Source organism: Ramlibacter sp. PS4R-6 (genome assembly GCF_037572775.1).
GTDB lineage: Bacteria > Pseudomonadota > Gammaproteobacteria > Burkholderiales > Burkholderiaceae_C > Ramlibacter.
Map to the genome: position 1 here is coordinate 684029 of NZ_JBBHKA010000001.1, position 24307 is coordinate 708335.

Genomic DNA, 24307 nt, shown 5'->3' on the forward strand with positions numbered 1-24307 from the left:
CGTCTCCTTCAGTGCAAGAGCTCGCGCGGCATCGCGAGGAAATTCAGCAGGAAGCCGTCGAACTCGTCCGGCGCTTCCAGGTTCTGCAGGTGGCCGATGCCGCGCATCTCGATGAAGGTGCTGCGCGGGATCGCGTCGGCCATCTTCTTCATGGTGGCCGGGGGCGCGTTCTTGTCGTGCTCGCCGGCAACGACCAGCGTGGGCACGGCGATGTTCGGCAGGTTGGCGCGGCGGTCGAAGGTGAGGAGCGCCTCCAGCGCGCGCCGATAAGTCGCCTGCGGCACCAGCGACATGCAGTGCGTGGCGAGCTTCACGCCCTCGGGCAGGGAACCGGGGCCGACCATCTGCGGCACCAGGATCTCGGCGAGCTCGGCCATGCTCTTGCCGGCATCCAGCGGCGCGGTGCGCTGCGCGATGAACTCGCGCTGCCAGTCGCCGTCGGGCTTGCCGAAGGACGCCGTGGTGCCACACAGCACCAGCTTGCTCACCAGGTCCGGGCGGCGCACCACCACCTCCTGCGCCACCATGCCGCCCATGCTGTGGCCGACCAGCGCGACGTTCTCGCACTTCAGCGCCTCGATCAGGTGGATGCAGCTTTCCGCCAGGCCTTTGAAGGTGTAGGGCTCGATCGGAGCGCTGTGGCCGTAGCCGGGCATGTCCCAGGCAACGGCGCGATAGCCCTGCGAGGCCAGCGTCTCGACCTGCGGCGCGAAAGCCAGGTGCCCGCCGCCGACGCCATGCAGCATCAGCACCGTGGGGCCGCCGCCGAGGACGGTGAAGTTGGGTGTGTTCATGGCAGCACGCGCCCGGCGTCGACGACGACCTGCCCGTCCAGCGCGATGGTGCAGCCGCGCAGCGGCAGGTCGAAGTGGCCACGCGTGTGGCGGCCCGCGACCTCGTTCGCGCCGGTGCTGTAGAGGAAGTTGCCGGCGAAGGCGCGCAGCTCGGTGCCGTTGAAGTCGCGCTTGTCGTACAGCGCCATGCTGTCCCAGCGCGCCGCGGCGTTCAGGCCGTAGCCGACGTGGCTGACCGCGTACGCTTCGCGGTCGCCCCAGGCCGCGATGTAGCTGCGCATGAGCTCGGCATCGACGCCGTCGCCCTCGATGCGCGTGACGTAGTCGTCCTCGATGCGAAGCGTGACGGGGCGCTCGATGTAGCGCTTGAAGGTGAGGTTGACGTCGCCGGGCGCGAGCACGAGCGTGCCGCCGACGCTCCCAGCCGCGGGGAAGGCCAGCGCCAGACCGCCCGGCCAGTGGGTCATCGTGCCCGGGCGCGTCGTATAGCCCCAATTGCCCCCGCAGGTAGCTCCTTCGAGCCGGATGGCGAGATCCGTGCCGGCCGCCGAGGTAACGTGCATCTTCTTGGCAGCACGCAGACGTTTCACGTGGTCCTTCACCAGCGGCTCCAGCCCATCGGCGGGCACCAGGCGCGCCAGCGCCTCGGGGTGCTCGTTGCTCACGTAGAGCACGCGGGCGCCGCCTTTCAGGATGGCCGGCAGCTCGGGGGCATGCATCAGGCCTTCGACCGTGCAGTCGAGGACCAGGGTGGAGGCGGCGAGCGCCGAGACGACGGGTTCGATCCGCTGCAAGGCCGTGCTGGCGCCGGTGGAGCGCACGGGCGGCCCGCTTTCGTGGGGTGTGGGGACTTCGATCGTGAAGGTGCGGCAGCCCATCCGGGCGGCGGCCAGGCGGGCGAGGTGCACCAGTTCCGGCCGGCTTTGCGTTTCGCAAAGGACGGCCACCGTATCGCCGGCACGCAGGGCGCAGCGGGCCAGCACCGCCTCGAAGGCGGCGAGCCAGTCGGCTTCGAGTGTCAGCTGCGCCATGGATGTCCTGCTTTGGGAGCATAATACATGAATATTCATGCAATCAGACTCGTGAGCCCGCCCCGCAAAGCGCAGCCGCCGGCCTTCTCCGCGCAGGAGTTCCGCAGCGCGCTGGGCATGTTCGCGACCGGCGTGACCATCGTCACGGCGCGCGCGGCCGACGGATCGGTCATCGGGCTGACGGCCAACTCGTTCAACTCCGTGTCGCTGGACCCGCCGCTGGTGCTGTGGAGCCTGGCGCAGGCCGCCGGCTCGCTGCCGGTGTTTCGCGCGGGCTCGCACTACGCGATCAACATCCTCGCCAAGGACCAGAAGCTGCTGGCCGAGCGCTTCGCCACCAAGGGCGCCGACCGCTGGAAGGGCGTGCAGTTCGCCGACGGCCTGGGCGGCGCGCCGCTGATCGAGGGCGCCGCCGCCACCTTCGAGTGCTTCAACCGCAGCCGCTACGAGGAAGGCGACCACGTGATCTTCGTCGGCGAGGTCGAGCGTTGCAGCTGGCGCGCCGGCGCCTCGCCGCTGCTGTTCCACGGCGGGCGCTACTACACGGAACACCCCTTCTGAAGTGGCCGAGCCGCGCTTCATCGACGACTACCTCGGCTACCTCCTCGGGCAGGCCAACCATGCGCTGTACAAGGAGTTCGACGCGCACGTGCGCGCCGCCGGCCTGAGCTCGATCGAATGGCGCGTGCTGGCGACGCTGCACGACGGCGAGCCGCTCACGGTGAGCCAGCTGGCGCACGAGGTGCTGTCGAAACAGCCGACGGTGACCAAGCTGGTCCAGCGCATGACGGACCAGGGATGGGTGGCGCTGCTCGCGGACCCGTCGGACCAGCGGCGCACGCTGGTGACCGTCACGGCCGCCGGGCGGCGCCTCGTCAAGCCGCTCGTCACCCGCGCGCGCGCCCACGAGACGGCGAAACTCAACGCGCTGGGCGCTTCCGAGAAGGTCGCGCTGAAGAAGCTCCTGACGAAGATCGCCGGCCGGTAGCAAGCTAACATCGGCCGCATGGTCGAACGCAAAGCCCACCTCGACACGCTCGCGGTGTCCCTCCTCATCGCCTGCTGCCTGTTCTGGGGCCTGCAGCAGCTCCTGATCAAGACCACCGTGGTCGAGGTGCCGCCACTGTGGCAGGCCTCCATCCGCTTCTTCGGCGCGACGGTGCTGCTGGGCATCTGGTGCGCGCTGCGCGGCGTGAAGCTGTTCGACCGAGACGGCAGCCTGCCCGGCGGCTTGCTCGCCGGCGTGCTGTTCGCCGCCGAATTCACCTGCATCTACCTGGGCCTGCGCGACACCACCGCCTCGCGGCTGACGGTGTTCCTCTACACCTCGCCCTTCGTGGTGGCGATCCTCATGCCGCGCATCTCGAAGGCCGAGACGCTGTCACGCATCCAGTGGGTCGGCCTGGTCATCGCATTCGCCGCGGTGGCGCTGGCGTTCAGCGAGGGCTTCCACGGCGAGACCACCGCGCGCCAGCTGCGCGGCGATGCCCTGGCGCTCGCCGCGGGCACGCTGTGGGGCCTGACCACCATCGTCATCCGCGCGACGAAGATGGCGACGATCTCGGCGGAAAAGACGCTCTTCTACCAGGTGGCGGTGACCGCCGTGGTCGCGCCCTTCCTGTCGCTGGCGCTCGGCGAATCCTGGTCGCTGTCGTACTCGACCTATGCCTGGGGCTCGATCGCGGCGCAGACCGTCATCGGCGCCTTCGCCAGCTACCTCGCCTGGATGTGGCTGCTGCGGCACTACCCTGCGACGCAGATGGCCTCGTTCACCTTCCTCACGCCGGTGTTCGCGCTGGTGTTCGGCGTGGCGCTGCTGCACGAGCCGCTCACGACGCAGCTCGTGCTGGCGCTCGTCGGCGTCGCCGCCGGCATCGTGCTGGTGAACCGGCGCAAGGCCTAGAAACGCAGCAGCAGCTCGTGCGGGCGCACGGGCTCCTTCTCGGCGGGAACGCGCTTCGCCTCCTCTTCCTGCTCGGCGGCGATCCGCTTGGACAGGGTCAGGCGGAAGTGCGACAGCGCCGCGTCGGCTGCGATCGCCTGCATGCGGAAAGCCGCATCGGTGTCCAGCACCTTCTGCTGGTGCTCGATGATGTGCTTGTCCTCCATGAAACCTTCGATCAGGCTGTCGCGCAGCGAGCGCGACACGTTGGCGTCGCTGCCCTCGAAGTTGTTCAGGTAGACGAAGAAGAAGTGCGTGGTGCGCCGCGTCTCGGGCGTCATGAACTGGCAGTTGCGGTATTCGCGCGTGCCTTCGCGGTTGCCGCGCTCGCTGCCGCTGCCGGCCGGCGAGAACATCGACTCCAGGAAGAAGATGCCGGGCACCAGCATGCGGCCAATGTTGCGGCGGTCGACGTGCCGGTCCTTCTCGTCCGCGGGCAGCACCTTCCTGTGGAAGGGCGGCGGCGCGGCGTCCATGTGCCAGCGCTCGACACGGAAGCCGTCGTCCAGGCGCTCGACCGCCACCGGCTTCGTCTTGTACGCGTACTCCTCCGAGCCGCCCAGCGTATGCGTGTGCACGAAAGCCAGGTGCGCGAAGTCCGACAGGTTGTCGACGATCAGCAGCCAGTTGGCGTCGTAGTGCATGTACTCGGGGATGCCCTTCCACTGCGGATCGCGCAGGTAGGGGTAGTCGACGATCAGCGCCGGGTCGGCCTTGTCGGCATCCCCCATCCAGATCCACACCAGGTGGTCCTTTTCGACGACGGGAAAGCTGCGCACGCCGAGCTTGGCCGGGATGGTCTCCTGGCCCGGGATCTGGATGCACTTGCCCGACGGGTCGAATTTCAGGCCGTGGTACATGCAGCGCACGCAATCGCCCTCGCGCCGGCCGATGGACAGCGGCGCGCCGCGGTGGCAGCAGCGGTCGCGCAGCGCGACCACGCGCCCGCTCTCGCCCTTGTAGAGGAGCACCGGCTCCTCCAGAAGCGTGCGCGCCAGCATGCGGCCGTCGACCAGTTCGTGGTCCCAGCAGGCCACGTACCAGCAATTCTTCAGGAACATGGAAGCATGCTAATACCCGGGCGGCCCCGATTCAATCCGCTGCAACCCCATGGCGGGCTCAGCCGGCCGCGTTGCGCTGGCGCGCCAGTTCCACGTACCAGTCCATCGCCGCCGGGTTGGCCATCGCGTCGCGGTTGACCACCTTCTCGATCGGCTGGCCCAGCAGCAGCTTCTTCACCGGCAGTTCCTGCTTCTTGCCGGTGAGCGTGCGCGGAATCTCCGGCACCTGGTAGAGCTGGTCCGGCACGAAGCGCGGCGACACGGCATCCCGGATCGCGCCGTTGATGCGCGCGCGCATGGTGTCGTCGAGCGCGTGGCCTTCGCGCAGCACGACGAACAGCGGCATCCAGCTGTCGCGGCCGAGGAACTCGAGGTCCACCACCATCGAGTCGAGCACCTCCGGTATCGCCTCGACCGCGCGGTACAGCTCGCTGGTGCCCATGCGCAGGCCGTGACGGTTGATGGTCGCGTCGCTGCGGCCGTAGATGACGCAGGAGCCGCGCTCCGTCACCTTCAGCCAGTCGCCATGCCGCCAGACGCCGGGGTACATGTCGAAGTAGGAAGCGATGTAGCGCTTGTTGCCGTCGTCGCCCCAGAAGTACAGCGGCATGGACGGGATCGGCTTCGTGCACACCAGCTCGCCCACTTCGCCGACGACGGGCTCGCCCGCCTCGTTCCAGGCTTCGACCGCGCAGCCGAGCAGGCGGCACTGCATCTCGCCGGGCACGAGGGGCAGCTCGCGGTTGCCGCCGATGAAGGCGCCGGCGAAGTCGGTGCCGCCCGAGATGTTGGACCACCACATGCCCGGCTTGCCGATGCGCGCGAACTGGCCGTTCACCCATTGCTGCACGTCTTCCGACAGGGGCGAGCCGGTCGTGCCGAGTGCGCGCACCTTCGACAGGTCGCCACAGGCCGCCAGGTCGATGCCCGCCTTCATGCAGTTCGCGAAGAACGCCGCGCCGGCACCAAAGAAGGTCGCGCCGACTTCCGCGCCGAAACGCCACAGCGTCGTCCAGTCGGGGCGCTCGCGCGAGCCGCCGGGGTTGCCGTCGTAGATGCAGCAGGTCGTGCCGTTCAACAACCCCGCCATCTGCGCGTTCCACATCACCCAGCCCGTGGAGCTGTACCAGTGGAAGCGTTCGCCGAAGGTGTTCGGCGCGTAGCTGCAGCCGACGTCGCTGTGCAGGACCAGGTGCGCCAGCATCACCAGCAGGATGCCGCCCTGCCCGTGCACGATGGGCTTGGGCAGGCCCGTCGTCCCGCTCGAATAGACGATCCACACCGGGTGGTCGAACGGCAGCCACTCGGGTTCGAAGGCACGCACGGTCGCGTCGTCGCGACGCAGCACTTCACCGAGATCTGCGAAGGGCTGCAACTTCGCGGCATCGATGCCGAGGTTGCGATGCAGGACGACGTGTGTCACCGATGGCAGGGCCGCGCGCAGTTCCGCGACCACGGCGGTGCGGTCGAAGTCGCGGCCGCCATACGTCACGCCGTCGCACGCGATCAGCACTTTGGGCTCGATCTGACGGAATCGGTCGAGCACCGCGTTCGTCCCCATGTCGGGCGCGCAGATGCTCCACACGCCGCCCAGGCTCGTGACGGCGAGGAAGGCGACGATGGCTTCGGGCACGTTGGGCAGGTACGCGGCTACGCGGTCCCCGCGCTGCAGGCCCTGCTCCTTCAGGTGGACGGCCAGGGCCGCCGACTGGCGCTTCAACTCCGGCCACGACAGCTCACGCGCGTCGCCCTTCTCGTTGCGGCTGACGACGGCGGGCAGGCCGGCGGCGTGCGCGGCATCGACATGGCGGAACACCTGTTGCGCGTAATTGACCTGCGCGCCCTCAAACCAGCGCGTGCCCGGCATGGTCTCGTCGGCCAGCACGGCACGATGCGGCGTGGGTGACTGCAGCTGGAAGTAGTCCCAGACGGCCTGCCAGAACGCGGTCAGGTCGTCGACCGACCAGCGCCACAGCGCGTCGTAGCCGGGGAAGGCCAGGCCGCGCTGGTGTTTCAGCCAGTCCTGGAACAGCCGGATCTGGGGAACGGGGGACTTCATGGGCCAAAGCTTAGGGGTGCTTGCAATTTCGCACGACTGTGCTAAATTAGGCGCATGGATGCCCGGACCCAGAAGAGCGAACTGACCCGCGCCGCGATCGTCGGCGCGGCGCTGGACCTCGCGTCCTTCGAGGGGCTGGAGGCCATCACGCTGCAGGCAGTGGCCGACCGCATCGGCCTGTCCAAGAGCGGCGTGTTCTCGCGCGTCGGCTCGCGCGAGGCGCTGCAGAAAGCCGTGGTCGAGGAATTCGGCCGCCGCTTCATCGGCGACGTCTTCGTGCCGGCGATGCAGTTGCCCAAGGGCCTGCCGCGCCTGGACGACATCATGCAGCGCTGGATCGTGCGCACGCGCGACGTCGATTCGCACACGGCCTGCATCTTCTCGGCCGGCGCTTTCGAGTTCGACGACCGCGAAGGGCCGCTGCGCGACCTGCTGCACGCCGAAGTGACGCGCTGGCGCGCCGCGCTGCGCCGCAGCGTGCTGCAGGCCGTCGAGGAAGGCCACCTGAAGGCCGACACCGATCCCGAGCAGCTGGTCGCCGAGATGTACGGCCTGGTGCTGGGCCTGGTGCACGACGTGCGCTTCCTGCGCGACGGTCGCGCCCCCGAGCGCACCCGCGCGAGCTGGCAGCGCCTGCTGGCCACCTACCGTTCCTGAACCCCGAGACGCGATGACTTCCTTCCACCGCGCTCGACCCAAATTCGCACACCCGTGCGAAAAAAGGAGATTGTCATGCTGACCGTCCTCATCATCGCCCTGGCCTACGCCGCCGTGCGCGGCGCTTTCGCCGCCGCGCGTTCCTGGCGCGACCTGCCGCGTTCCAACGACGACATGGTGTACTTCTGATGGGCGCGCAGGTGACCACGCGCAGCGCCGTGCAGGCGACGTCGACCTTCTACCAGGCCAGTCCCGGCATCCGTGCGTTCCGCATGGGGCTCGCCGCGGCCGAACGCATGTGGCCGGCGCTCGCCGTGCGCATGGCCACGCGCCTGTTCCTCACGCCGCTGCCGCCCAAGTGGCTGCACCGCCGCGGCAGCTGGCAGAAGGACTGGCGCGCCGAGTCGTGGCCCTTCGAGGATGCGAGCGTCACGGTGTATTCGCCCGTGGTGGCGCCGCATGCGCCCGTCGTGCTGCTGGTGCACGGCTGGGGCGGCCACGCAGCGCAGATGCTGCCGCTGGCCGAGAGCATCGCGGCGCAGGGACTGCGCCCCGTGCTGCTGGAGATGCCGGCGCATGGCGCGAGCCGGGGCGGCGCCAGCACCTTGCCGCAGTTCGCACGCGCCATCGAGTACGTCGTTGCGCGGCTGCAGCAGCAGGGCTTCGTGGTGCGCGCGCTGGTCGCCCACTCGCTCGGCGCCACCGCGAGTGCCTTCGTCACGGCGCGCGGCCTGCCGGTGCAGCGCGTGGTGCTGATCGCGCCCGCGGCTTCGCCGCCCGAATACACGCGCCTCTTCGCACAGGTCTTCGGCCTGTCCGAAGGCACGCGCGCCGCGATGCAGCGGCGCATCGAGGCGCGCGAAGGCATCCTGATGCCGCAGTTCGAACCCGCTGCCGTGGGCTCGCGCATCCGCGTGCCGACACTCGTGGTGCACGACCGCGGCGACAGCATCAACCGCTTTCCCGACGGCCAGGCCTACGCTCAAGCCATCCGCGAGTCGAAGCTGTCCGCGACGGAAGGCCTGGGCCACCGCAAGATCCTCAAGGACGCCGGGGTCATCGGCGAGGTCGCGATCTTCGTCGCCTGAGGGCGCGCTTGCGCGCGCGGGGCCCAGCCCCTAGCATCGCCACACTTTCAAAACCAGGAGTGAGGCGCATGGGATTCTTCGACTGGACACAGCGGCCCGCCGACGTGCTGCAGCAAGGCGGCGTGATCGCGCCCGACGAGCGGCTGCCGTGGCCGCAGACCGCGGCGATGGGCGTGCAGCACGTGATCGCGATGTTCGGCGCCACCGTGCTCGCGCCCATCCTCATGGGGTTCGACCCCAACATCGCCATCCTCATGAGCGGCATCGGCACGCTGGTGTTCTTCCTGATCACCGGCGGCAAGGTGCCCAGCTACCTCGGCTCCAGCTTCGCCTTCATCGGCGTCGTGATCGCGGCCACCGCGTACGCCGGCAAGGGGGCCAACGCCAACATCGGCGTCGCGCTGGGCGGCATCATCGCGTGCGGCATCGTCTACGCCATCATCGGCGCCGTCGTGCATTCGGTCGGCTCGGGCTGGATCGAGCGCCTGATGCCGCCGGTGGTCACGGGCGCGGTCGTCGCGGTGATCGGCCTGAACCTGGCCGGCATCCCCGTGAAGAACATGGCCGCGAGCAACTTCGACTCGTGGATGCAGGCCGTCACCTTCGTCTGCGTGGGCCTGGTCGCCGTCTTCACGCGCGGCATGGTGCAGCGCCTGCTGATCCTGGTTGGCCTGGTCATCGCCAGCATCGTCTACGCGGTCCTCGCCAACGGCATGGGACTGGGCAAGCCGATGGACCTGTCGGGCATCGCCAACGCGGCATGGTTCGGCGCGCCCGCGTTCTCCTCGCCGGTGTTCGATCCCGCCGCCATGCTGCTGATCGCGCCGGTCGCGGTCATCCTGGTGGCCGAGAACCTCGGCCACATCAAGGCCGTCACCGCGATGACGGGGCGCAACCTCGACCAGTACATGGGCCGCGCCTTCATGGGCGACGGCATCGCCACCGTGCTGAGCGGCGGCGTCGGCGGCACCGGCGTGACGACCTATGCCGAGAACATCGGCGTGATGGCGGCGACCAAGATCTATTCGACGGCGGCGTTCGTGTTTGCCGCTGCCTTCGCCATCGTGCTCGGTTTCTCGCCGAAGTTCGGCGCGGTGATCCAGGCCATCCCGCTGCCGGTGATGGGCGGCGTGTCGATCGTGGTGTTCGGCCTGATCGCCGCCGCGGGCGCGAAGATCTGGGTCGACAACCGCGTCGACTTCTCGCAGAACCGCAACCTGATCGTCGCCGCGATCACGCTGGTGCTGGGCACGGGCGACTTCACGCTGGCCTTCGGCGGCTTCAAGCTGGGCGGCATCGGCACCGCCACCTTCGGCGCGATCATCCTGTATGCGCTGCTCAATCGCGGCAACGAGCCGGCGGCGCGGGCGGCGCCGGCCGACGCGACCTGAGCGTCAGGAGCGAGCCAGGCGCTCGCTCTTCCAGTACACGTCGTCGCCGCCGTCGGCGCGATTGAGCACGCGCGCCAGCACGAACATCAGGTCGCTCAGGCGGTTGAGGTAGTGGCGCGGCGTGTCGCGCACGGCTTCGGCCTTGCCCAGTGAGACAACGGCGCGCTCGGCGCGGCGGGCGACGGTGCGGCACACATGCGCCTGCGACGCCGCGCGGTTGCCGGCCGGCAAGATGAACTCCTCGAGCTTGGGCAGGCGCGCGTTGTGCGCGGCGAGCGCGGCATCGAGCGCCGCCACCGCCTCGTGCTTCAGCAATTCAAAACCGGGAATGGACAGCTCGCCGCCCAGGTTGAAGAGCTGGTGCTGGATCTCGACGAGCAGCTCGCGCACCTCGGCGGGCAATTGCTCGCATAGCAGCAGGCCGATGTGCGAATTGAGCTCGTCCACGTCGCCCATGGCGTGCACGCGCAGGCTGTCCTTGCCCACGCGCGTGTTGTCGCCCAGGCCGGTGGTGCCGTCGTCCCCGGTGCGCGTGGCGATCTGCGTCAGCCGTTTTCCCATGGCGCCATTGTCCCCGAACCGTCGCGATGGTCCTACACCAACAGGCGGCATTCGCGGCGAGAAGGACCCGCCGCCCAGCCGGACCATGCGATGAGGAGCAGACCATGCAGACACGTCCTTTCCTCACCTTGGCCGCGGCGGCTCTCGCGCTGCTGGCCACGACCGCCGATGCGCAGATGCGGCGCATCACGTCCGTCCCGCAACCCACGCGCCAGGCGCCGGCGGCCGGCGTCGCGACCCTCGGGCTGCCCAACCCGGCCGGGCTGGCATCGCCCGTGCCCGCGGGGTTGACGCCGCCGACACCGGCGAGCCTGACGCCCCCCGGCACGCCCAATGTGGCTTCGCCGGGCACCGCGCCCGGCAGTCCCGCGATCGACGCCGGCATCGCCCAGACCTACGTCGGCGGTGGTGGCGGCGGCGCCGTGTACGGCGCGGCGCCGGTGGCCGCCGCAGGCGGCACGAACGCCATGGGCGCCGCAGGCTACGCGCGCGGGCCGCTGTCGGCGGTCGACATCGCGCGCGGCTTCCTCGAGAGCGACCTGAACCACGACGGCGAGCTGTCGCGCAGCGAAGCCCAGCGGCTGATGCTGCCCGTTCCGTTCGACGAGCTCGATCGCAACCATGACGGCATGCTGTCGCGCTTCGAATACGACGACGCGTTCCGGTGAAACAGCTGCTCGCCCTGCTGTGCGCAGCGTGGCTGGCCACGCCGGGCCTCGCGCAAACGCCTGCAACCGCCGCGGTGCCGCCGGCGGTGGCGCCGGCGGTTGGGGCGCCGCTGACGCAACCCCTGCCGTCGAACCGCTGGACGGCGGCGCAGGCGCGTGAAGCCTTTCAGCTCGCTGACGCCAACGGCGACGGCCGCCTCACGCGCGCCGAAGCCCAGCGCCTGGCGATCATGCCGCGCAGCTTCGAGGAAGCGGACCTCAACAAGGACGGGATGCTGACGCTGGACGAGTACCAGGCGTCGTTCGCCACCCCGTAGCAGCCGCATGGCGGCCGGGGGCCGCGAGAACTAAACTGGGCAGCCACCCAGGAGCTGCCCCATGAACGCGCCCACCGCCCTCACCCACCTCGTGCCCGACGTGCACCAGCGCGAGGTCCCCAAGGCCTTGTTCGACGCGCTCACCCGGCGCTTCGGCGCGAACTGTTCCACGGCGATGGCGGTGCGCGAGCAGCACGGCCGCGACGAGTCCTCCTTCGAGTGCCCGCCGCCGGCGGCGGTGGTGTTCGCCGAAAGCACGCAGGACGTCGCCGATGCCGTCAAGCTCGCGGCGCAGCACGACACGCCCATCATTCCCTTCGGCGTCGGCTCGTCGCTCGAAGGCCACCTGCTGGCGGTGCAAGGCGGCATCAGCATCGACCTGGGCCGCATGAACAAGGTGCTGTCGGTGAATGCCGAGGACCTGACGGTCACGGTGCAGCCGGGCGTCACGCGCAAGCAGGTCAACGAGGAGATCAAGAGCATGGGCCTGTTCTTCCCCATCGACCCCGGCGCCGACGCGACGATTGGCGGCATGAGCGCAACGCGCGCCAGCGGCACGAACGCCGTGCGCTACGGCACCATGCGCGAGAACGTGCTGGCCCTGGAAGTGGTGACGGCGTCGGGCGAAGTGATCCGCACCGGCACGCGCGCCAAGAAGTCGAGCGCGGGCTACGACCTGACGCGCCTGTTCGTCGGCAGCGAAGGCACGCTGGGAGTCATCACGGAGGTGACGCTGCGCCTGTACCCGCTGCCCGAGGCGGTGTCGGCGGCGATCTGCTCCTTCCCGAGCATCGAGGCCGCGGTGCGCACCGTCATCCAGGTCATCCAGCTGGGCGTGCCGATCGCGCGCGTGGAACTGATCGACCACAACACCGTGCGCATGGTGAACGCGCACAGCAAGCTGACGCTGCGCGAGCAGCCGATGCTGCTGATGGAGTTCCACGGCTCGCCGGCCGGCGTGAAGGAACAGGCCGAGACGGTGCAGGAGATCGCTACCGACTTCGGCGGCGAGGCCTTCGAGTGGGCGACGACGCCCGAGGAGCGCACGCGCCTGTGGACGGCGCGGCACAACGCCTACTTCGCCGCGATCCAGTCGCGCCCCGGCTGCCGCGCGATCTCCACCGACACCTGCGTGCCGATCTCGCGCCTGGCCGATTGCCTGCTCGACTCGGTGCAGGAAGCCGACGACAGCGGGCTGCCCTACTTCCTGGTGGGACACGTGGGCGACGGCAATTTCCACTTCGGCTACCTGCTCGACCCGCACGATCCCAAGGAGCGCGAGACGGCGGAAAAGCTCAATCACAGCCTGGTGACGCGCGCGCTGAACCTGGGGGGCACGTGCACCGGCGAGCACGGCGTCGGCCTGCACAAGATGGACTTCCTCGTGACCGAGACGGGCGCCGGCGCGGTCGACGTGATGCGTTCGGTCAAGCGCGCGCTCGACCCGAAGAACATCATGAACCCGGGGAAGATCTTCAGCCTCTGAGGCGGTCGATCAACCCGTTCAGTTCTTCCAGCGACGAGAACTGGATCGCGACCTCGCCGGTCTCCTCCACACGCCCGTTGCGCTTGACGCGCTTCTTCACGCGCACGTCCACTTCGGCCGTGAGCAGGTCCGACAGTTCTTCCTCGACGCGGCGCAGGTCGCGCGACTTCTCGGCCTTGGGCTTGGGCGCGGTGAGCGTGAACTCCGCGCTCAGTTTCTTCACCAGCGCCTCGGCCTCGCGCACCGACAGTTTTTTCGCGGCGATCTGGTTCGCCGCGGTGACTTGGGCGGCGCGCTCGAGCGCCAGCAGCGCACGCGCATGACCCATCTCGATGTCGCCCGCCATCAGCATGGTCTGCACGGCGTCGGTGAGATTGAGCAGGCGCAGCAGGTTGCTCGCCGCGCTGCGTGAACGGCCGACCGCCTGCGCGGCCTGTTCGTGCGTCAGCCCGAACTCCTTGACCAGCCGCTGCAGGCCATGGGCTTCCTCGAGCGGGTTGAGGTCCTCGCGCTGGATGTTCTCGATCAGCGCCATCGCCGCGGCCGCCTCGTCGGGCACGTCGCGCACGAGCACCGGCACGCTGTCCAGGCCCGCGAGCTTCGCGGCCCGGAAGCGCCGCTCGCCGGCGATGATTTCGTAGCGGCCGGCGTTCGCCCCCTGCCCCAGCTTGCGCACGAGGATCGGCTGCATGATCCCCTGCGCCTTGATCGATTCCGCGAGCTCGTAGAGCGCGCCTTCGTCCATGCGCGTGCGCGGCTGGTACTGCCCCGGCACGATGTCCGTGAGCATCAGCGATGCGGGCAGGCCCGGCGCCGCGTTGGGCGCGTCGCCGGCGGGGGCGGTGGCAGTCGGGCCCAGCAGCGCCTCGAGTCCGCGGCCCAGCCCCTTGGGTTTCTTGGTGACCATTCTTTGCTATTCTTTTTGTAGCGAGCTACATCTTCTGGATGCGCGCGACCATCTCGCGCGCGAACTCGACATAGGCCTGGCTGCCGCGCGCGGCCGAATCGAACACGACGCCGGGCAGGCCGTAGCTGGGGGCTTCAGCCAGGCGCACGTTGCGCGGGATCACGGTGTCGAACACCTTCTCGCCGAAGTGCGCCTTGAGCTGGTCGCTCACCTGCTGCTGCAGCGTGATGCGCGGGTCGAACATCACGCGCAGCAGGCCGATGATCTGCAGGTCCTTGTTCATGTTGGCGTGCACCTGCTTGATGGTGTTCACCAGGTCCGTGAGGCCCTCGAGCGCGAAGTACTCGCACTGCATCGGAACGATCACGCCGTGCGCCGAGCACAGGCCGTTGAGCGTGAGCATAGACAGCGACGGCGGGCAGTCGATGAGGATGAAGTCGTACTCCTGCGACACGGCGCCCAGCGCGGTCTTCAGGCGTTGGTCGCGGCGGTCCACCTCGACGAGTTCCACTTCCGCGCCGGCGAGCTCGCGGTTGGCGCCGAGCACGTCGTAGCCGCACTTGTCGCTGTGCACTCGCGCCTCGGCCACGCTCGCCGACTCCAGCAGCACGTCGTACACCGACAGTTCGAGCTTGCGCTTGTCGACGCCGGAGCCCATCGTGGCATTGCCTTGGGGATCGAGGTCCACCATCAGCACGCGCTGGCCCACCTTCGCCAGGCCCGCGGCCAGGTTCACAGTCGTCGTCGTCTTGCCCACGCCCCCCTTCTGGTTGGCGACGCAAAAGATCCGGGCCATCACTTGCTCACCGCAAGCTTGATGCCGAAGCCCAGGAGAAAGATGCCGGCGACCTTTTCCAGCACGCGGCCCACCAGCGGGTTCGCGCGCATGCGCTCGGCCAGGTGGTGCGTGAGGAGGACCGCGGCCAGCCCGTACAGGAAAGTCAGAACCGCAATCGTGACCGCCATGGCGCCGAAAGTCACCAGGCCCTGGTGGTGCGCCGGGTCGACGAACAAGGGGAAGAAGGCCATGTAGAAGACGATCGCTTTGGGGTTGAGCAAGGTGATCAGCCCGGCCTGGCGGAAGTAGTCCCGGGGCTGGATGTTCAGGATCGGCCGAGCGCCCGGCTTGGCCAGGATCATCTTGACCCCCAGCCACGCGAGATAGGCGGCACCCGCCCATTGCACCGCAGTGAAGGCCGCGGGATAAGCCAGGAGGAGCGCGGCCACGCCGGCCACCGCGGCCCACATCAGGACCTGGTCGCCGGCGATGATCCCGAAAGTCGCGGCCAGGCCGCCGCGGATGCCGCCCTTGCTGGTGGAGGTGATCAGCGCCAGGTTGCCGGGCCCGGGGATGGCGAGAAAAACGATGATCGCGGCGACGAAGGCGCCGTAGTCGGCCACACCAAACATGAATCCCCCGGGAATGTGTGCGCCGAGTTTACGTTAGGCGCCCACCCGCCTCAGCCAGACCAGGCAGCGTTCGGCGTCCAGACCCGGCACTTTCAGCTGTTCCACGTGAAACACCGCCACGCCGGCGGGCAGTTCGGCGACCTCGTCGGCCGGGAACTTGCCCTTCATGGCCATCCACACGCCCGACTCGCCCACCACCTGGCCGGTGAGCCGGACGAACTCGGCCAGCGACGAGAATGCCCGCGAAATGACCAGGTCGCAGGGGTCGGCCAGCGCCTCCACCCGGGCATGGACGCCGCGCAGGTTCGGCAGCTTGAGCGCACCGGCCGCTTGCTGGATGAATGCGGCTTTCTTCGCGACGGCATCCACGCAATCCACGGCCAGGTCGGGGCAAGAGATCGCCAGCACCACGCCGGGCAGCCCGGCGCCCGAACCCACGTCCAGGAGCCGCCGCGGCCCGGCCCCGACTGTCCGCCGAAGGGGAGTTACGACCGAGAGCGAATCCAGCAGGTGATGGGTCAGGACTTCGTCGGCGCCGCGCAGGGCCGTGAGGTTGTAGACCTTGCCCCACTTCTGCAGCAGGGCTGCGTATTCGAGCAATTGGGCGACTTGGGGGTCCGCCAGCGGCAGGCCCAAAGCCCCCAGCCCGGCCCGCAGCTGGCTTTCCATCCGCTCAGGCCGCGGCGCGGCTGGGTCCCGCCGGTTCGGCGAAGCCCTTGAACTTGCCGCGCTTCAGGTGCACGAGCAGCAAGGAAATTGCCGCCGGCGTGACGCCGGAAATGCGCGAGGCCTGGCCCAGCGTTTCGGGGCGATGCTTGTTCAGCTTCTGCCGGACCTCGATCGACAGCGAAGCCACCTGCATGTAGTCGAGCTCGGCGGGCAGCTTCAGGTGCTCGAACTGGGCCGCCCGTTGCACCTCATCCTTCTGCCGCTCGATGTAGCCGGCGTACTTGGACGCGATCTCGATCTGCTCGACCACCGGCTCGTACAGCTCGGCCAATGTTTCACGTGAAACCGCCGGGCTGGCATGGGCGCCCGCCTGCAAGGTCATCAGGTCCCGGTACCCCACGGCCGGGCGGCGCAACAGGTCGGCCAGGCTGTGCTCATGCTCCATCTGCTTGCCCAGCACCCGCTCGGCATCCGCCGCCTCGACCGTCCGGGGGTTGACCCAGACGGAGCGCAGGCGCTGCAGCTCGCGCTCGATTGCCTCCCGCTTGCGGCAGAAGGCGTCCCAGCGGACGTCGTCCACCAAGCCCAATTCCCGGCCCGCCTGCGTCAGGCGCAAGTCGGCGTTGTCCTCCCGCAGCTGCAGGCGAAACTCGGCCCGGCTGGTGAACATGCGGTACGGCTCCGTCACCCCCTTGGTGACCAGGTCGTCGACCAGCACGCCCAGGTAGGCCTGGTCGCGCGCCGGAACCCACGGGTCGCGGCCCAGGCACTGCAGCGCGGCGTTCGCCCCCGCAAAAAGGCCTTGCGCCGCCGCTTCCTCGTAGCCGGTCGTGCCGTTGACCTGGCCGGCGAAGAAGAGCCCGGCGATCGCGCGCGTCTCGAAGTTGGCCTTCAGGCCACGGGGGTCGAAATAGTCGTACTCGATGGCGTAGCCGGGGCGCAGGATGTGCGCGTTCTCCAGCCCGGGGATGGACCGCACCAAGGCGTACTGGACGTCGAACGGCAGGCTGGTGGAGATCCCGTTGGGGTAGATCTCGTTGGTCGTCAGCCCTTCGGGCTCCAGGAAGATCTGGTGGCTGTCCTTGCCGGCGAAGCGATTGATCTTGTCCTCGACGCTCGGGCAATAGCGCGGACCCACCCCTTCGATCTTGCCCGTGAACATCGGGCTGCGGTCGAAGCCGGACCGGATGATCTCGTGCGTGCGTTCGTTGGTGTGCGTGATCCAGCACGGCACCTGCCGCGGGTGCATCGCCGCCCGGCCCATGAAGCTGAACACCGGCACCGGATCGAGGTCGCCCGGCTGCTCCTCGCACTGGCTGAAGTCGATCGTCCGCCCATCCAGGCGCGGCGGGGTCCCGGTCTTCAGCCGCCCCTGCGGCAGCTTGAGCTCCTTCAAGCGCGCAGAGAGGCTCACCGCCGGCGGGTCGCCCGCGCGTCCGGCTTGGTAGTTGTTGAGCCCGACGTGAATACGGCCATCGAGGAAGGTGCCCGCGGTCAGGACCACCGACCGGCCGCGAAAGCGAATGCCCACTTGCGTGACAGCTCCCGCCACGCGGTCACCTTCCAGCATCAAGTCGTCCACCGCCTGCTGGAAGATCGTCAGGTTCGGCTGGTTCTCCAGCATCCGGCGAATGGCCGCCTTGTAGAGGATGCGGTCCGCTTGGGCCCGCGTCGCCCGGACGGCGGGACCTTTCGAGCCGTTGAGGATGCGGAACTGGATGCCCGCCTCGTCGGTGGCGAGTGCCATCGCGCCGCCCAGCGCGTCGACTTCCTTGACCAGGTGCCCCTTGCCGATGCCCCCGATCGACGGGTTGCAGCTCATTTGCCCCAAGGTTTCGATGTTGTGCGTCAGCAGCAGCGTGCGCGCGCCCATCCGGGCCGCGGCGAGCGCGGCCTCGGTGCCGGCGTGGCCGCCGCCGACCACGATGACGTCGAATTGCTGGGGGTGGAGCATGGATGCGCGCGCCGCGCCTTCTCGAGGAAGCGCATTTTACTTTCGGCCTTGCTGCGCGAAGGCGCGTGGGGGCATGACGACACCGAAGATGGCCGAGACACCATCGGCGCATGTCGCCCCAAGAGACCCCAAGCCGCCAGCAGCAGACCCGAGACGTTCCGCGTTGCACGCGCGCCGGACACCGGCCGCGCAGGGAGAGTCACCCGATGGATTGAGTACTGTGCTTGAGAATGCCCCGGGAGCGGAGGCATCATGATTGTCAAAGTGCACTCGCATTCGATCGCGCGCCGGCCATGATCATCGACACGTTCAGCATCTACAACGAGGTGGAGCTTGCCATCGGCCGGCTGAATCACCTCGACGCGTTCGTGGACAAGGTCGTAATCGTCGAGTCCGATCGCGCCTATTCCGGAATCGCAAAGAATCGTGTGTTCGACGAGGTGCTCGCGCGCGCCCCGAACCCCGGCAAGATCATCCACGTCCCAATCGAGTTTCCCGGGCACGACATTGAGCCTTGGGAGCGCGAGCGCATCCAGCGCGACGCTATCGTGCAGGCCGTTTCGCCGTTCACCGATGCGCGAATTCTCGTGAGCGATGCCGACGAGATCGTCGACCCCGTCGTGTTCGAGCGTGTCGACGCCGCCGACCTGCGCGCGAACGGGCCCATGCCCATCAGCATCCTCAACTGTTACTTCCACCCGAACTACGTCAACGTTGCAGGCCCCGAAACGGAGGTGTGGGGACCGTACATCGGATTGCCGTCGCACTTGCGGGATTCGGGCGCGACGAAAATCAGGCACGCATTCATAGGCGCGCCCTTCGGCGATCGGCTCCAACGCTCCCTGCGCATGGGCGGCTGGCACTTCAGCTACATGGGCGACCAGGCGTTCTACGAAGGCAAGTTCGCCAGCATGGCGCACCGCGAACCGGATGTTCAGGCCGCGAAATCCCTGAGCATTCGGGAGATGATCGGGGGCCGACGCGGCCCGTTCGACCATCGTGCTCCCGGCTACGTCTGGGCGCTCCTGGACCCCGAGCACGTGCGAGTGCCCCCCAGTTTCCGGCGGCATTGCCTGACGTCCCTTCCTTACGATTCGCTGTTCCAAGTTGCTGCGCGGATGGAGAATGCGCGAATCGATACTTTGTCCCCGGAGCAGCTGTCCACGCTTCCGAGGGGCGATCTCTTGAAGGCCTTGCGCCTGCGATTGAAGAGGCTCGCGAAGCGACTGGGAACCTTACCGGCATGAGCCAAGATCAACAGCCTATCGTTCTGTTTCACCCCCATATCCCTGAGGGGGGCATTTCCGCACTTTCTCGCACGTTGCAGACGCGCTGGATCGGCCAGGGCCCGCAGGTGGAGGAGTTCGAGCGCCGCTTCTCGGAGCGTTTCTGCCGGGGCGCGCCGGCTGTGGCGGTCTCGTCGGGGACGAGCGCCCTGCACTTGGCGTATCTACTTGCCGGAATCGCGGAGGGTGACGAGGTGATCACCCCGGTTTTCACCTGCACGGCAACCAACATCCCCTTGCTCTACGAGCGTGCGGTGCCGGTGTTTGCCGACATCCAACCCGACACGCTCAACATCGATCCGGCGAGTGTGCGTGCACTCATCACCGAGCGCACGCGGGCAATTGTCTGCGTCCATTACGGCGGGTTTCCCTGCGACATGCAGGAACTGCATGCGATCGCTCGCGAGCGCGGTATTCCCGTGATTGAGGATGCCGCGCATGCTCTCGGCGCGACCTATGGAGGTGAACCGGTTGGCAGCCTCTCCGAGTACACGGTGTTTTCGTTCCAGGCGGTCAAGCACCTGACGACTGGAGATGGAGGGATGCTCGCCTGCGGGGCCCGCCAAGCGCAGCTCGCGAAGAGGCTGCGCTGGTTCGGCATCGACCGCGAGGCGAAACTGGGATCGCGTTGGGAAAACGATATCCGCGAGATCGGCTACAAGTACCAGATGACGGACATCGCGGCATCGCTCGGCTTGGCCGGCCTGAACGGCTGGGAGGACTGCCTGGCCCTGCGCAAGCGGCTGCTGGTCGAATACCACGAGGGCCTGCGGGGGATTCCGGGGCTGCAGCTCGTGGGCTCGGTGGCGGACTCACGGCGCGAGCATGCCGCCTGGACGTGCACGGTTCTCGTGGATGGCCGCGCGGACCTTCAGCGCAAGCTTCGCGAGGCGGGCATCGAATCGGATCCCGTCCACTTCCGCAATGACAAGTACTCGGTATTCGAACGCTATCGTGGGCAGGCGCCGAACATGGACGCGGTGGAAAGCCGATACCTGGTCCTGCCGTTGCACACGCGGATGAGCGGGGACGATGTCCGGAGGGTTTGCAATGTGGTGCGAGCTGGGTGGTGAAGCCCCGGCGTCCATTGATCTCGTTGGGCATCACGACCTACGACCGCCCTGAGATGCTGCGGGAGTGTCTAGGATCGTTGCTGTCGGACTCGTCGGACGACTTCGAGGTGCTCGTGGGGAATGACAATCCCGAAAAGCCTTTGTCGCCCGAAGCGCTGGGCGTATGCGATTCGCGTGTCAGGTTCTTCAACCGGGCCCGGAACCTTGGGGAGCTCGGCAACCTGAACGCGCTGCTGTCGGAGGCCTCGGGGTTGTACTTCACATGGCAGTCCGACGACGATTTCTATGCGCCGGGCTACCTTGCCTGGGCGCGTTCCTGCGTCGAACGCTACGACATTCCTGATGCCATGCAGTGCTCGTTCCGAACGGCGACCTGCTTCGTGTCCGCGCCGTCGTGCGGCGCTATCGAGGACGAACTATTTTCGGGCCCCGAACTGCTGGCCAGGCACTGGGGCGGAAGCGCACCCATGATGGCGCTGACAGGCATGTACCGGCGCGAGTGGTTGCTGGGCATCGGCGGCCTTGCCCGACTTTGTGATGCCCCTGTTGCCGCGATGAGCGAATACCTGCTTCTCGTTCAGTTGGGACAGCTGCGGCGTGTGGTGTACACACCCGAGGTGCTGGTTTACTTCCGCGTGCACGAGGGGTCATGGTCGATGACTACGCCGGACATCGCCGCGTGGGAGACCGCGGCCGAGGGTTTTGTTGCGCGAGCGCTCCCGATCATCCAGGGTCCCGCGTATGAGGATCGGTACGTGTTGCACTACCGGCGGGTGCTGCAACACGCGCTCGGGAACGTCTCGACAGTGCTGGCGAGACCTGCGGTGCGTCCGTCCTGGCGGCGTGAATCGACATTCGTTTGGAGGTTCGCAAAAACCTGCTTCGCGAACAGCGTGAAGCGTCCCCTCGTGTCGGCGGCACTCACTACCTCGGCCCTGTTCCAGTTCTTCCGGGGAATGAAGGGCTGGATTCGGTCCGTGGGCTAACCATGGGATTCGGTCGATTGAAACGCGCCGCGGAGATCGCCGAGCTCCGCGCCCGCGAGTTACTGACGGGGAAGAAGGGCTCCCGGTTCGGAATCAAGGCGTCTTATCTCCATCGCGAGCGTGCAGTTTACTTCGAGGATGACGACGAATCGGTCGTGTACCAGCCGGACGTCTACATGCTTGCCGCGCACCTGGGCCGCTTGGCAGGGGCTCGTTATCTTGTCGATATCGGTTGCGGCGCCGGGCGCAAGTTGATCGAGACTGCCGAGGCTACGGGGATGGTGCCCATCGGCATCGATTGCGGCTCGAACCTTGAACGATCCCGTGCGGCGCGGCCGCATTGGCAATGGCTGGAGGTCGACCTCGAGCAGCCGGCCGGGTCCCTTCTTCCCGAAGAGGTCCTGCGGCAAGCGGTCCTGGTGTGTGCCGACGTGATCGAGCATCTCAACGATCCGACGGGCTTGGTCGGCTTACTGCGTGAATGGATGCGGGCGGCGCGCGTCGGCGTATTGACGACGCCCGAGCGCGATCTGGAATACGGCATTGGGCACCGGGGGCCGCCCCCCAACCTGCGCCATGTACGAGAGTGGAACGCGGCTGAATTGGCCAGCTACCTGCGGCTCGAGGGACTGAACGTGCCCTTCATCGGGTTGACGCGATCGAATGACCAATCCCCGCAGATGAAAACGACACTGGCCATCCTGGGACCTACGTCACCCTCGTATGACACATGACGTGCTGCATGTCCTGGGGACGGCGCGTCCGGAGGGCGCGTCGATCGCGCGCATCGTTGGCTCGCTCGGAGAGTTGATCGACAAGCGTCGATTCCGGCTGCATGCGTGGTTCCTGGGGGAAGACGGCCCCTTGCGAGGCGAGCTGGAGGCCCGCGGCGTGGCAACGCGTTGTCTGGGGTGGAGTGGGGGCATCCGCGACGTGGGTGGCGTGGTGGACTTCGTGCGCGCGCTGCGGGGGCGACGATTCGCGATCGTTCACCAACACCAGGGCGGACGAAGTGTTCGGCTTGCAGCCCGCCTTGCCGGCGATTCAAAGCTCGTATCGCATGTGCATGGGGTCGTCGACGAATCGCATCCATGGCAGCGCTCGTCGACCTCCGTGCCTTCTTGCGACCGGGTGATAGCCTGCTCCCGGTTTGTGGCTTCGCAGATCGTAGGCGCCCACGCCGTCGTCATTCACTCGGGTGTGGAGCCGCTGGCTGCGCCAGTGCCCTGCCGGAAGGAGGGCCAAGTCCTCGTGGGCGCGGCAAGCCGCATGGTGCCGAGCAAGGGCCTGGGTGTCCTCATTGACGCCGCAGGGCTGATTCTTGCAGCCGGAATCAATGCGCGAATCGAGATCGCCGGTGACGGACCTGAGCGCGATTCACTCGAGCGCGAAGTTCGACGAAGGAATCTGACCAACGTGCGTTTTCTTGGTTGGCGAAACACCTTCGCACTCCTGCCGGGGTGGGACATCTTTGTACAGCCCTCGATTCACGAGCCGTTCGGCCTTGCGAACATCGAAGCAATGAATCACGGACTTCCGGTCGTTGCATCGGCGACGGGCGGGATTCCTGAAATCGTGCAAAACGGCTCGACAGGATTACTTGTCGAGCCCGGCGACGCGGCTGCGCTCGCCAAGGCGATTCTTCGACTCGTCCGGGATCCGCTGTTGCGCCATCAGATGGGCGTGGCGGGCAAGCTCCGAGTTGCGGAACATTTTTCATCGGGTGCGATGGCGCGGGCGGTGTCAGGACTGTATGAAGACCTGCTGGCGCTGCCAGAGTATGTTAATGCTCGCATGAACTGAGAGCGGCACTTCGCGCTCGCCGCGACGGCAAGTTCAATCGAGCAAGAGTACGGCGAAGTTCAGCGATCGCGCTCGCCGCTGGCCGCGCGTGCAGGCTGAGCAACGAGCGCGCTGCGTCGCGGCGGCGGCTCCGGCGGAACGGGGCCGGCGGCGAGGAACAGGGCGAAATGCCCGAGACCCGCGGCAAACGCGATGGCACGGCGCCACGCGGGCACGATCCGCACGCTCACCTCTTCGCCCTGACCCCTCCAGGACCGCCGCACGCCGCAGCAGGCTTCCCAGAGGTATCTCGCGATCGCGCCGCGAAAGCGCGGCTGCTGCATCCACAGGAATGCCAGGTACGCGGTGGACGCGGAAACGCTGCGGATGTGCCTCGCCTTGAGCGTGCCGAACATCGCAGGGAACGGATGCGACACGATCGCGGCCGGGGAGTAGATGGCCCTCCACCCGCGTTCGATGAGCTCGAAGAAGGCGTAGTGCTCCTCCGCCCCGGGAATCCTCGTGCCCGCGCCGAGGCACTCGCAGAAACCCGGCCAGTCTTCGAACACCGATCGGCGCACCGCAAGATTGGCGCCGTTGCCGATCCCGCCGAAGCAGGCGCGCTCGAACCACTGGGGAGAAGTTGAATCCACCACCCGGCGGTGCGGGCCGCAATCGTTGCTGCCCAGCGCGACGCAGAGCTTTTCCTCGGGCGTGCTTGCTTCGAAGTCCTTGATCCGGCCGGCCACGACGGCCACGTCCAGGTCGTCGAATTCCGGCGCGAGCATGCGCAGCCAGTCCGGCCGCGCCACGGCCTCGTCATCGATCAATGCGACGAGTTCCGTCGCACTCGCGCGCACGCCCCGGTTCCGCGCGCGACTGACCCCCGGAACGGGCTCATGCAGGTAGGACGCGCCGAAGCGCCTCGCCAAGCCCTCGGCCGGGTAGTGGCGCGGGCAGCTGTCGACCACCAAGATGTGGAAATCGGGATAGTCCAGCTCCACGACGGAAGCCAGGCAGCGTTCGAGCTCGGCCGGCCGGTCCCGCGTGCAGATGACAACTGTGAACGGACTGATTTGCGCCCCCCGACTTCAAGTCAGTTTAAGCCACCGCTGCCGGGGAGCGCGAGTGCGAAGTCGGTCACGCTTTCCCCCATTTCCAGCAGCTCGCGATTGAGCAGTCAGC

The 24307-nt window shown here is 67.8% G+C and carries 25 protein-coding genes; 14 read left to right on the forward strand and 11 right to left on the reverse strand.

Annotated elements, in window-relative coordinates; translation table 11 throughout:
* Positions 1–8: 8 nt before the first annotated feature.
* Together WG903_RS03380 and WG903_RS03385 are read right to left on the reverse strand one after the other, a co-directional pair.
* Positions 9–794 carry an alpha/beta fold hydrolase gene (locus WG903_RS03380; RefSeq protein ID WP_340072799.1) on the reverse strand — a complete coding sequence of 262 codons (786 nt, stop codon included), beginning with the start codon at positions 792–794 and terminating at the stop codon, positions 9–11.
* Complete coding sequence (locus WG903_RS03385; RefSeq protein ID WP_340072800.1) at positions 791–1825, reverse strand: peptidase M29; 1035 nt, start codon at positions 1823–1825, stop codon at positions 791–793. The genes WG903_RS03380 and WG903_RS03385 overlap by 4 nt, the downstream gene beginning before the upstream one ends.
* A gap of 27 nt (positions 1826–1852) precedes the next feature.
* On the opposite strand from WG903_RS03385, the gene WG903_RS03390 reads away from it, so the two are divergent.
* Genes WG903_RS03390 through WG903_RS03400 form a run of 3 tightly spaced genes read left to right on the forward strand, consistent with a single transcriptional unit; the run spans position 1853 to position 3728 of the window.
* A complete protein-coding gene (locus WG903_RS03390) occupies positions 1853–2386 on the forward strand; it encodes a flavin reductase family protein (RefSeq protein WP_340072801.1) in 534 nt (177 codons plus the stop codon).
* 1 nt (position 2387) lies between these two features.
* Positions 2388–2813, forward strand: a complete 426-nt coding sequence (locus tag WG903_RS03395; RefSeq protein WP_340072802.1) for a MarR family winged helix-turn-helix transcriptional regulator — start codon at positions 2388–2390, stop codon at positions 2811–2813.
* A gap of 18 nt (positions 2814–2831) precedes the next feature.
* Positions 2832–3728, forward strand: a complete 897-nt coding sequence (locus tag WG903_RS03400) for a DMT family transporter (protein WP_340072803.1) — start codon at positions 2832–2834, stop codon at positions 3726–3728.
* Here WG903_RS03400 and WG903_RS03405 read toward each other — a convergent pair.
* The gene (locus WG903_RS03405; protein WP_340072804.1) at positions 3725–4828 is read right to left on the reverse strand and encodes an aromatic ring-hydroxylating dioxygenase subunit alpha; all 1104 of its coding nucleotides are present in this window, start codon (positions 4826–4828) and stop codon (positions 3725–3727) included. The two genes, WG903_RS03400 and WG903_RS03405, sit on opposite strands and share 4 nt — an antisense overlap.
* A gap of 58 nt (positions 4829–4886) precedes the next feature.
* Positions 4887–6887, reverse strand: a complete 2001-nt coding sequence (locus WG903_RS03410; RefSeq protein ID WP_340072805.1) for an acetoacetate--CoA ligase — start codon at positions 6885–6887, stop codon at positions 4887–4889.
* Between the two features lie 54 nt (positions 6888–6941).
* Here WG903_RS03410 and WG903_RS03415 point away from each other — a divergent pair, with 54 nt between their 5' ends.
* The 3 genes from WG903_RS03415 to WG903_RS03425 all read left to right on the forward strand — a co-directional run bounded on the left by WG903_RS03415 (position 6942) and on the right by WG903_RS03425 (position 10023).
* The gene (locus tag WG903_RS03415; RefSeq protein ID WP_340072806.1) at positions 6942–7544 is read left to right on the forward strand and encodes a TetR/AcrR family transcriptional regulator; all 603 of its coding nucleotides are present in this window, start codon (positions 6942–6944) and stop codon (positions 7542–7544) included.
* Between the two features lie 188 nt (positions 7545–7732).
* Complete coding sequence (locus tag WG903_RS03420; protein ID WP_340072807.1) at positions 7733–8632, forward strand: alpha/beta fold hydrolase; 900 nt, start codon at positions 7733–7735, stop codon at positions 8630–8632.
* 68 nt (positions 8633–8700) lie between these two features.
* Positions 8701–10023 (forward strand): solute carrier family 23 protein, encoded by a 1323-nt coding sequence (locus WG903_RS03425; protein ID WP_340072809.1) that lies wholly within the window; start codon positions 8701–8703, stop codon positions 10021–10023.
* Positions 10024–10026: 3 nt separating this feature from the next.
* On the opposite strand, the gene WG903_RS03430 is transcribed toward WG903_RS03425, so the two are convergent.
* The gene (locus tag WG903_RS03430) at positions 10027–10584 is read right to left on the reverse strand and encodes a cob(I)yrinic acid a,c-diamide adenosyltransferase (RefSeq protein ID WP_340072810.1); all 558 of its coding nucleotides are present in this window, start codon (positions 10582–10584) and stop codon (positions 10027–10029) included.
* Between the two features lie 104 nt (positions 10585–10688).
* Here WG903_RS03430 and WG903_RS03435 point away from each other — a divergent pair, with 104 nt between their 5' ends.
* From WG903_RS03435 to WG903_RS03445, 3 genes are all read left to right on the forward strand, one after another.
* A complete protein-coding gene (locus WG903_RS03435) occupies positions 10689–11252 on the forward strand; it encodes a hypothetical protein (protein ID WP_340072811.1) in 564 nt (187 codons plus the stop codon).
* The gene (locus tag WG903_RS03440; RefSeq protein ID WP_340072812.1) at positions 11249–11569 is read left to right on the forward strand and encodes an EF-hand domain-containing protein; all 321 of its coding nucleotides are present in this window, start codon (positions 11249–11251) and stop codon (positions 11567–11569) included. The genes WG903_RS03435 and WG903_RS03440 overlap by 4 nt, the downstream gene beginning before the upstream one ends.
* A 61-nt stretch (positions 11570–11630) precedes the next feature.
* Positions 11631–13055 carry an FAD-binding oxidoreductase gene (locus WG903_RS03445; RefSeq protein ID WP_340072813.1) on the forward strand — a complete coding sequence of 475 codons (1425 nt, stop codon included), beginning with the start codon at positions 11631–11633 and terminating at the stop codon, positions 13053–13055.
* On the opposite strand, the gene WG903_RS03450 is transcribed toward WG903_RS03445, so the two are convergent.
* The 5 genes from WG903_RS03450 to mnmG are packed head-to-tail and all read right to left on the reverse strand — an operon-like array spanning position 13045 to position 17995.
* Entirely contained in the window at positions 13045–13962 is a 918-nt protein-coding gene (locus WG903_RS03450; protein ID WP_340072814.1) for a ParB/RepB/Spo0J family partition protein, read from the reverse strand. The two genes, WG903_RS03445 and WG903_RS03450, sit on opposite strands and share 11 nt — an antisense overlap.
* A gap of 25 nt (positions 13963–13987) precedes the next feature.
* Positions 13988–14758, reverse strand: a complete 771-nt coding sequence (locus WG903_RS03455) for a ParA family protein (RefSeq protein WP_340072815.1) — start codon at positions 14756–14758, stop codon at positions 13988–13990.
* Positions 14758–15372, reverse strand: coding sequence for a LysE family translocator (locus tag WG903_RS03460; protein WP_340072816.1), 615 nt, complete (start codon positions 15370–15372; stop codon positions 14758–14760). The genes WG903_RS03455 and WG903_RS03460 overlap by 1 nt, the downstream gene beginning before the upstream one ends.
* A gap of 33 nt (positions 15373–15405) precedes the next feature.
* Positions 15406–16041 carry a 16S rRNA (guanine(527)-N(7))-methyltransferase RsmG gene (gene rsmG, locus WG903_RS03465; protein ID WP_340072817.1) on the reverse strand — a complete coding sequence of 212 codons (636 nt, stop codon included), beginning with the start codon at positions 16039–16041 and terminating at the stop codon, positions 15406–15408.
* Between the two features lie 4 nt (positions 16042–16045).
* Positions 16046–17995 (reverse strand): tRNA uridine-5-carboxymethylaminomethyl(34) synthesis enzyme MnmG, encoded by a 1950-nt coding sequence (gene mnmG / locus WG903_RS03470; RefSeq protein WP_340072818.1) that lies wholly within the window; start codon positions 17993–17995, stop codon positions 16046–16048.
* A 293-nt stretch (positions 17996–18288) separates the two neighbouring features.
* Here mnmG and WG903_RS03475 point away from each other — a divergent pair, with 293 nt between their 5' ends.
* Genes WG903_RS03475 through WG903_RS03495 form a run of 5 tightly spaced genes read left to right on the forward strand, consistent with a single transcriptional unit; the run spans position 18289 to position 23143 of the window.
* Positions 18289–19242, forward strand: coding sequence for a hypothetical protein (locus WG903_RS03475; RefSeq protein ID WP_340072819.1), 954 nt, complete (start codon positions 18289–18291; stop codon positions 19240–19242).
* Entirely contained in the window at positions 19239–20354 is a 1116-nt protein-coding gene (locus WG903_RS03480; RefSeq protein WP_340072820.1) for a DegT/DnrJ/EryC1/StrS family aminotransferase, read from the forward strand. The genes WG903_RS03475 and WG903_RS03480 overlap by 4 nt, the downstream gene beginning before the upstream one ends.
* A gap of 23 nt (positions 20355–20377) precedes the next feature.
* Entirely contained in the window at positions 20378–21340 is a 963-nt protein-coding gene (locus WG903_RS03485; protein ID WP_340072821.1) for a glycosyltransferase family 2 protein, read from the forward strand.
* Positions 21341–21357: 17 nt separating this feature from the next.
* On the forward strand, positions 21358–22074 hold the full coding sequence (locus WG903_RS03490; protein ID WP_340072822.1) for a methyltransferase domain-containing protein: 717 nt from the start codon (positions 21358–21360) through the stop codon (positions 22072–22074).
* Entirely contained in the window at positions 22064–23143 is a 1080-nt protein-coding gene (locus tag WG903_RS03495; protein WP_340072823.1) for a glycosyltransferase family 4 protein, read from the forward strand. The genes WG903_RS03490 and WG903_RS03495 overlap by 11 nt, the downstream gene beginning before the upstream one ends.
* A gap of 59 nt (positions 23144–23202) precedes the next feature.
* On the opposite strand, the gene WG903_RS03500 is transcribed toward WG903_RS03495, so the two are convergent.
* A complete protein-coding gene (locus WG903_RS03500) occupies positions 23203–24198 on the reverse strand; it encodes a glycosyltransferase (protein WP_340078188.1) in 996 nt (331 codons plus the stop codon).
* Between the last annotated feature and the right edge of the window lie 109 nt (positions 24199–24307).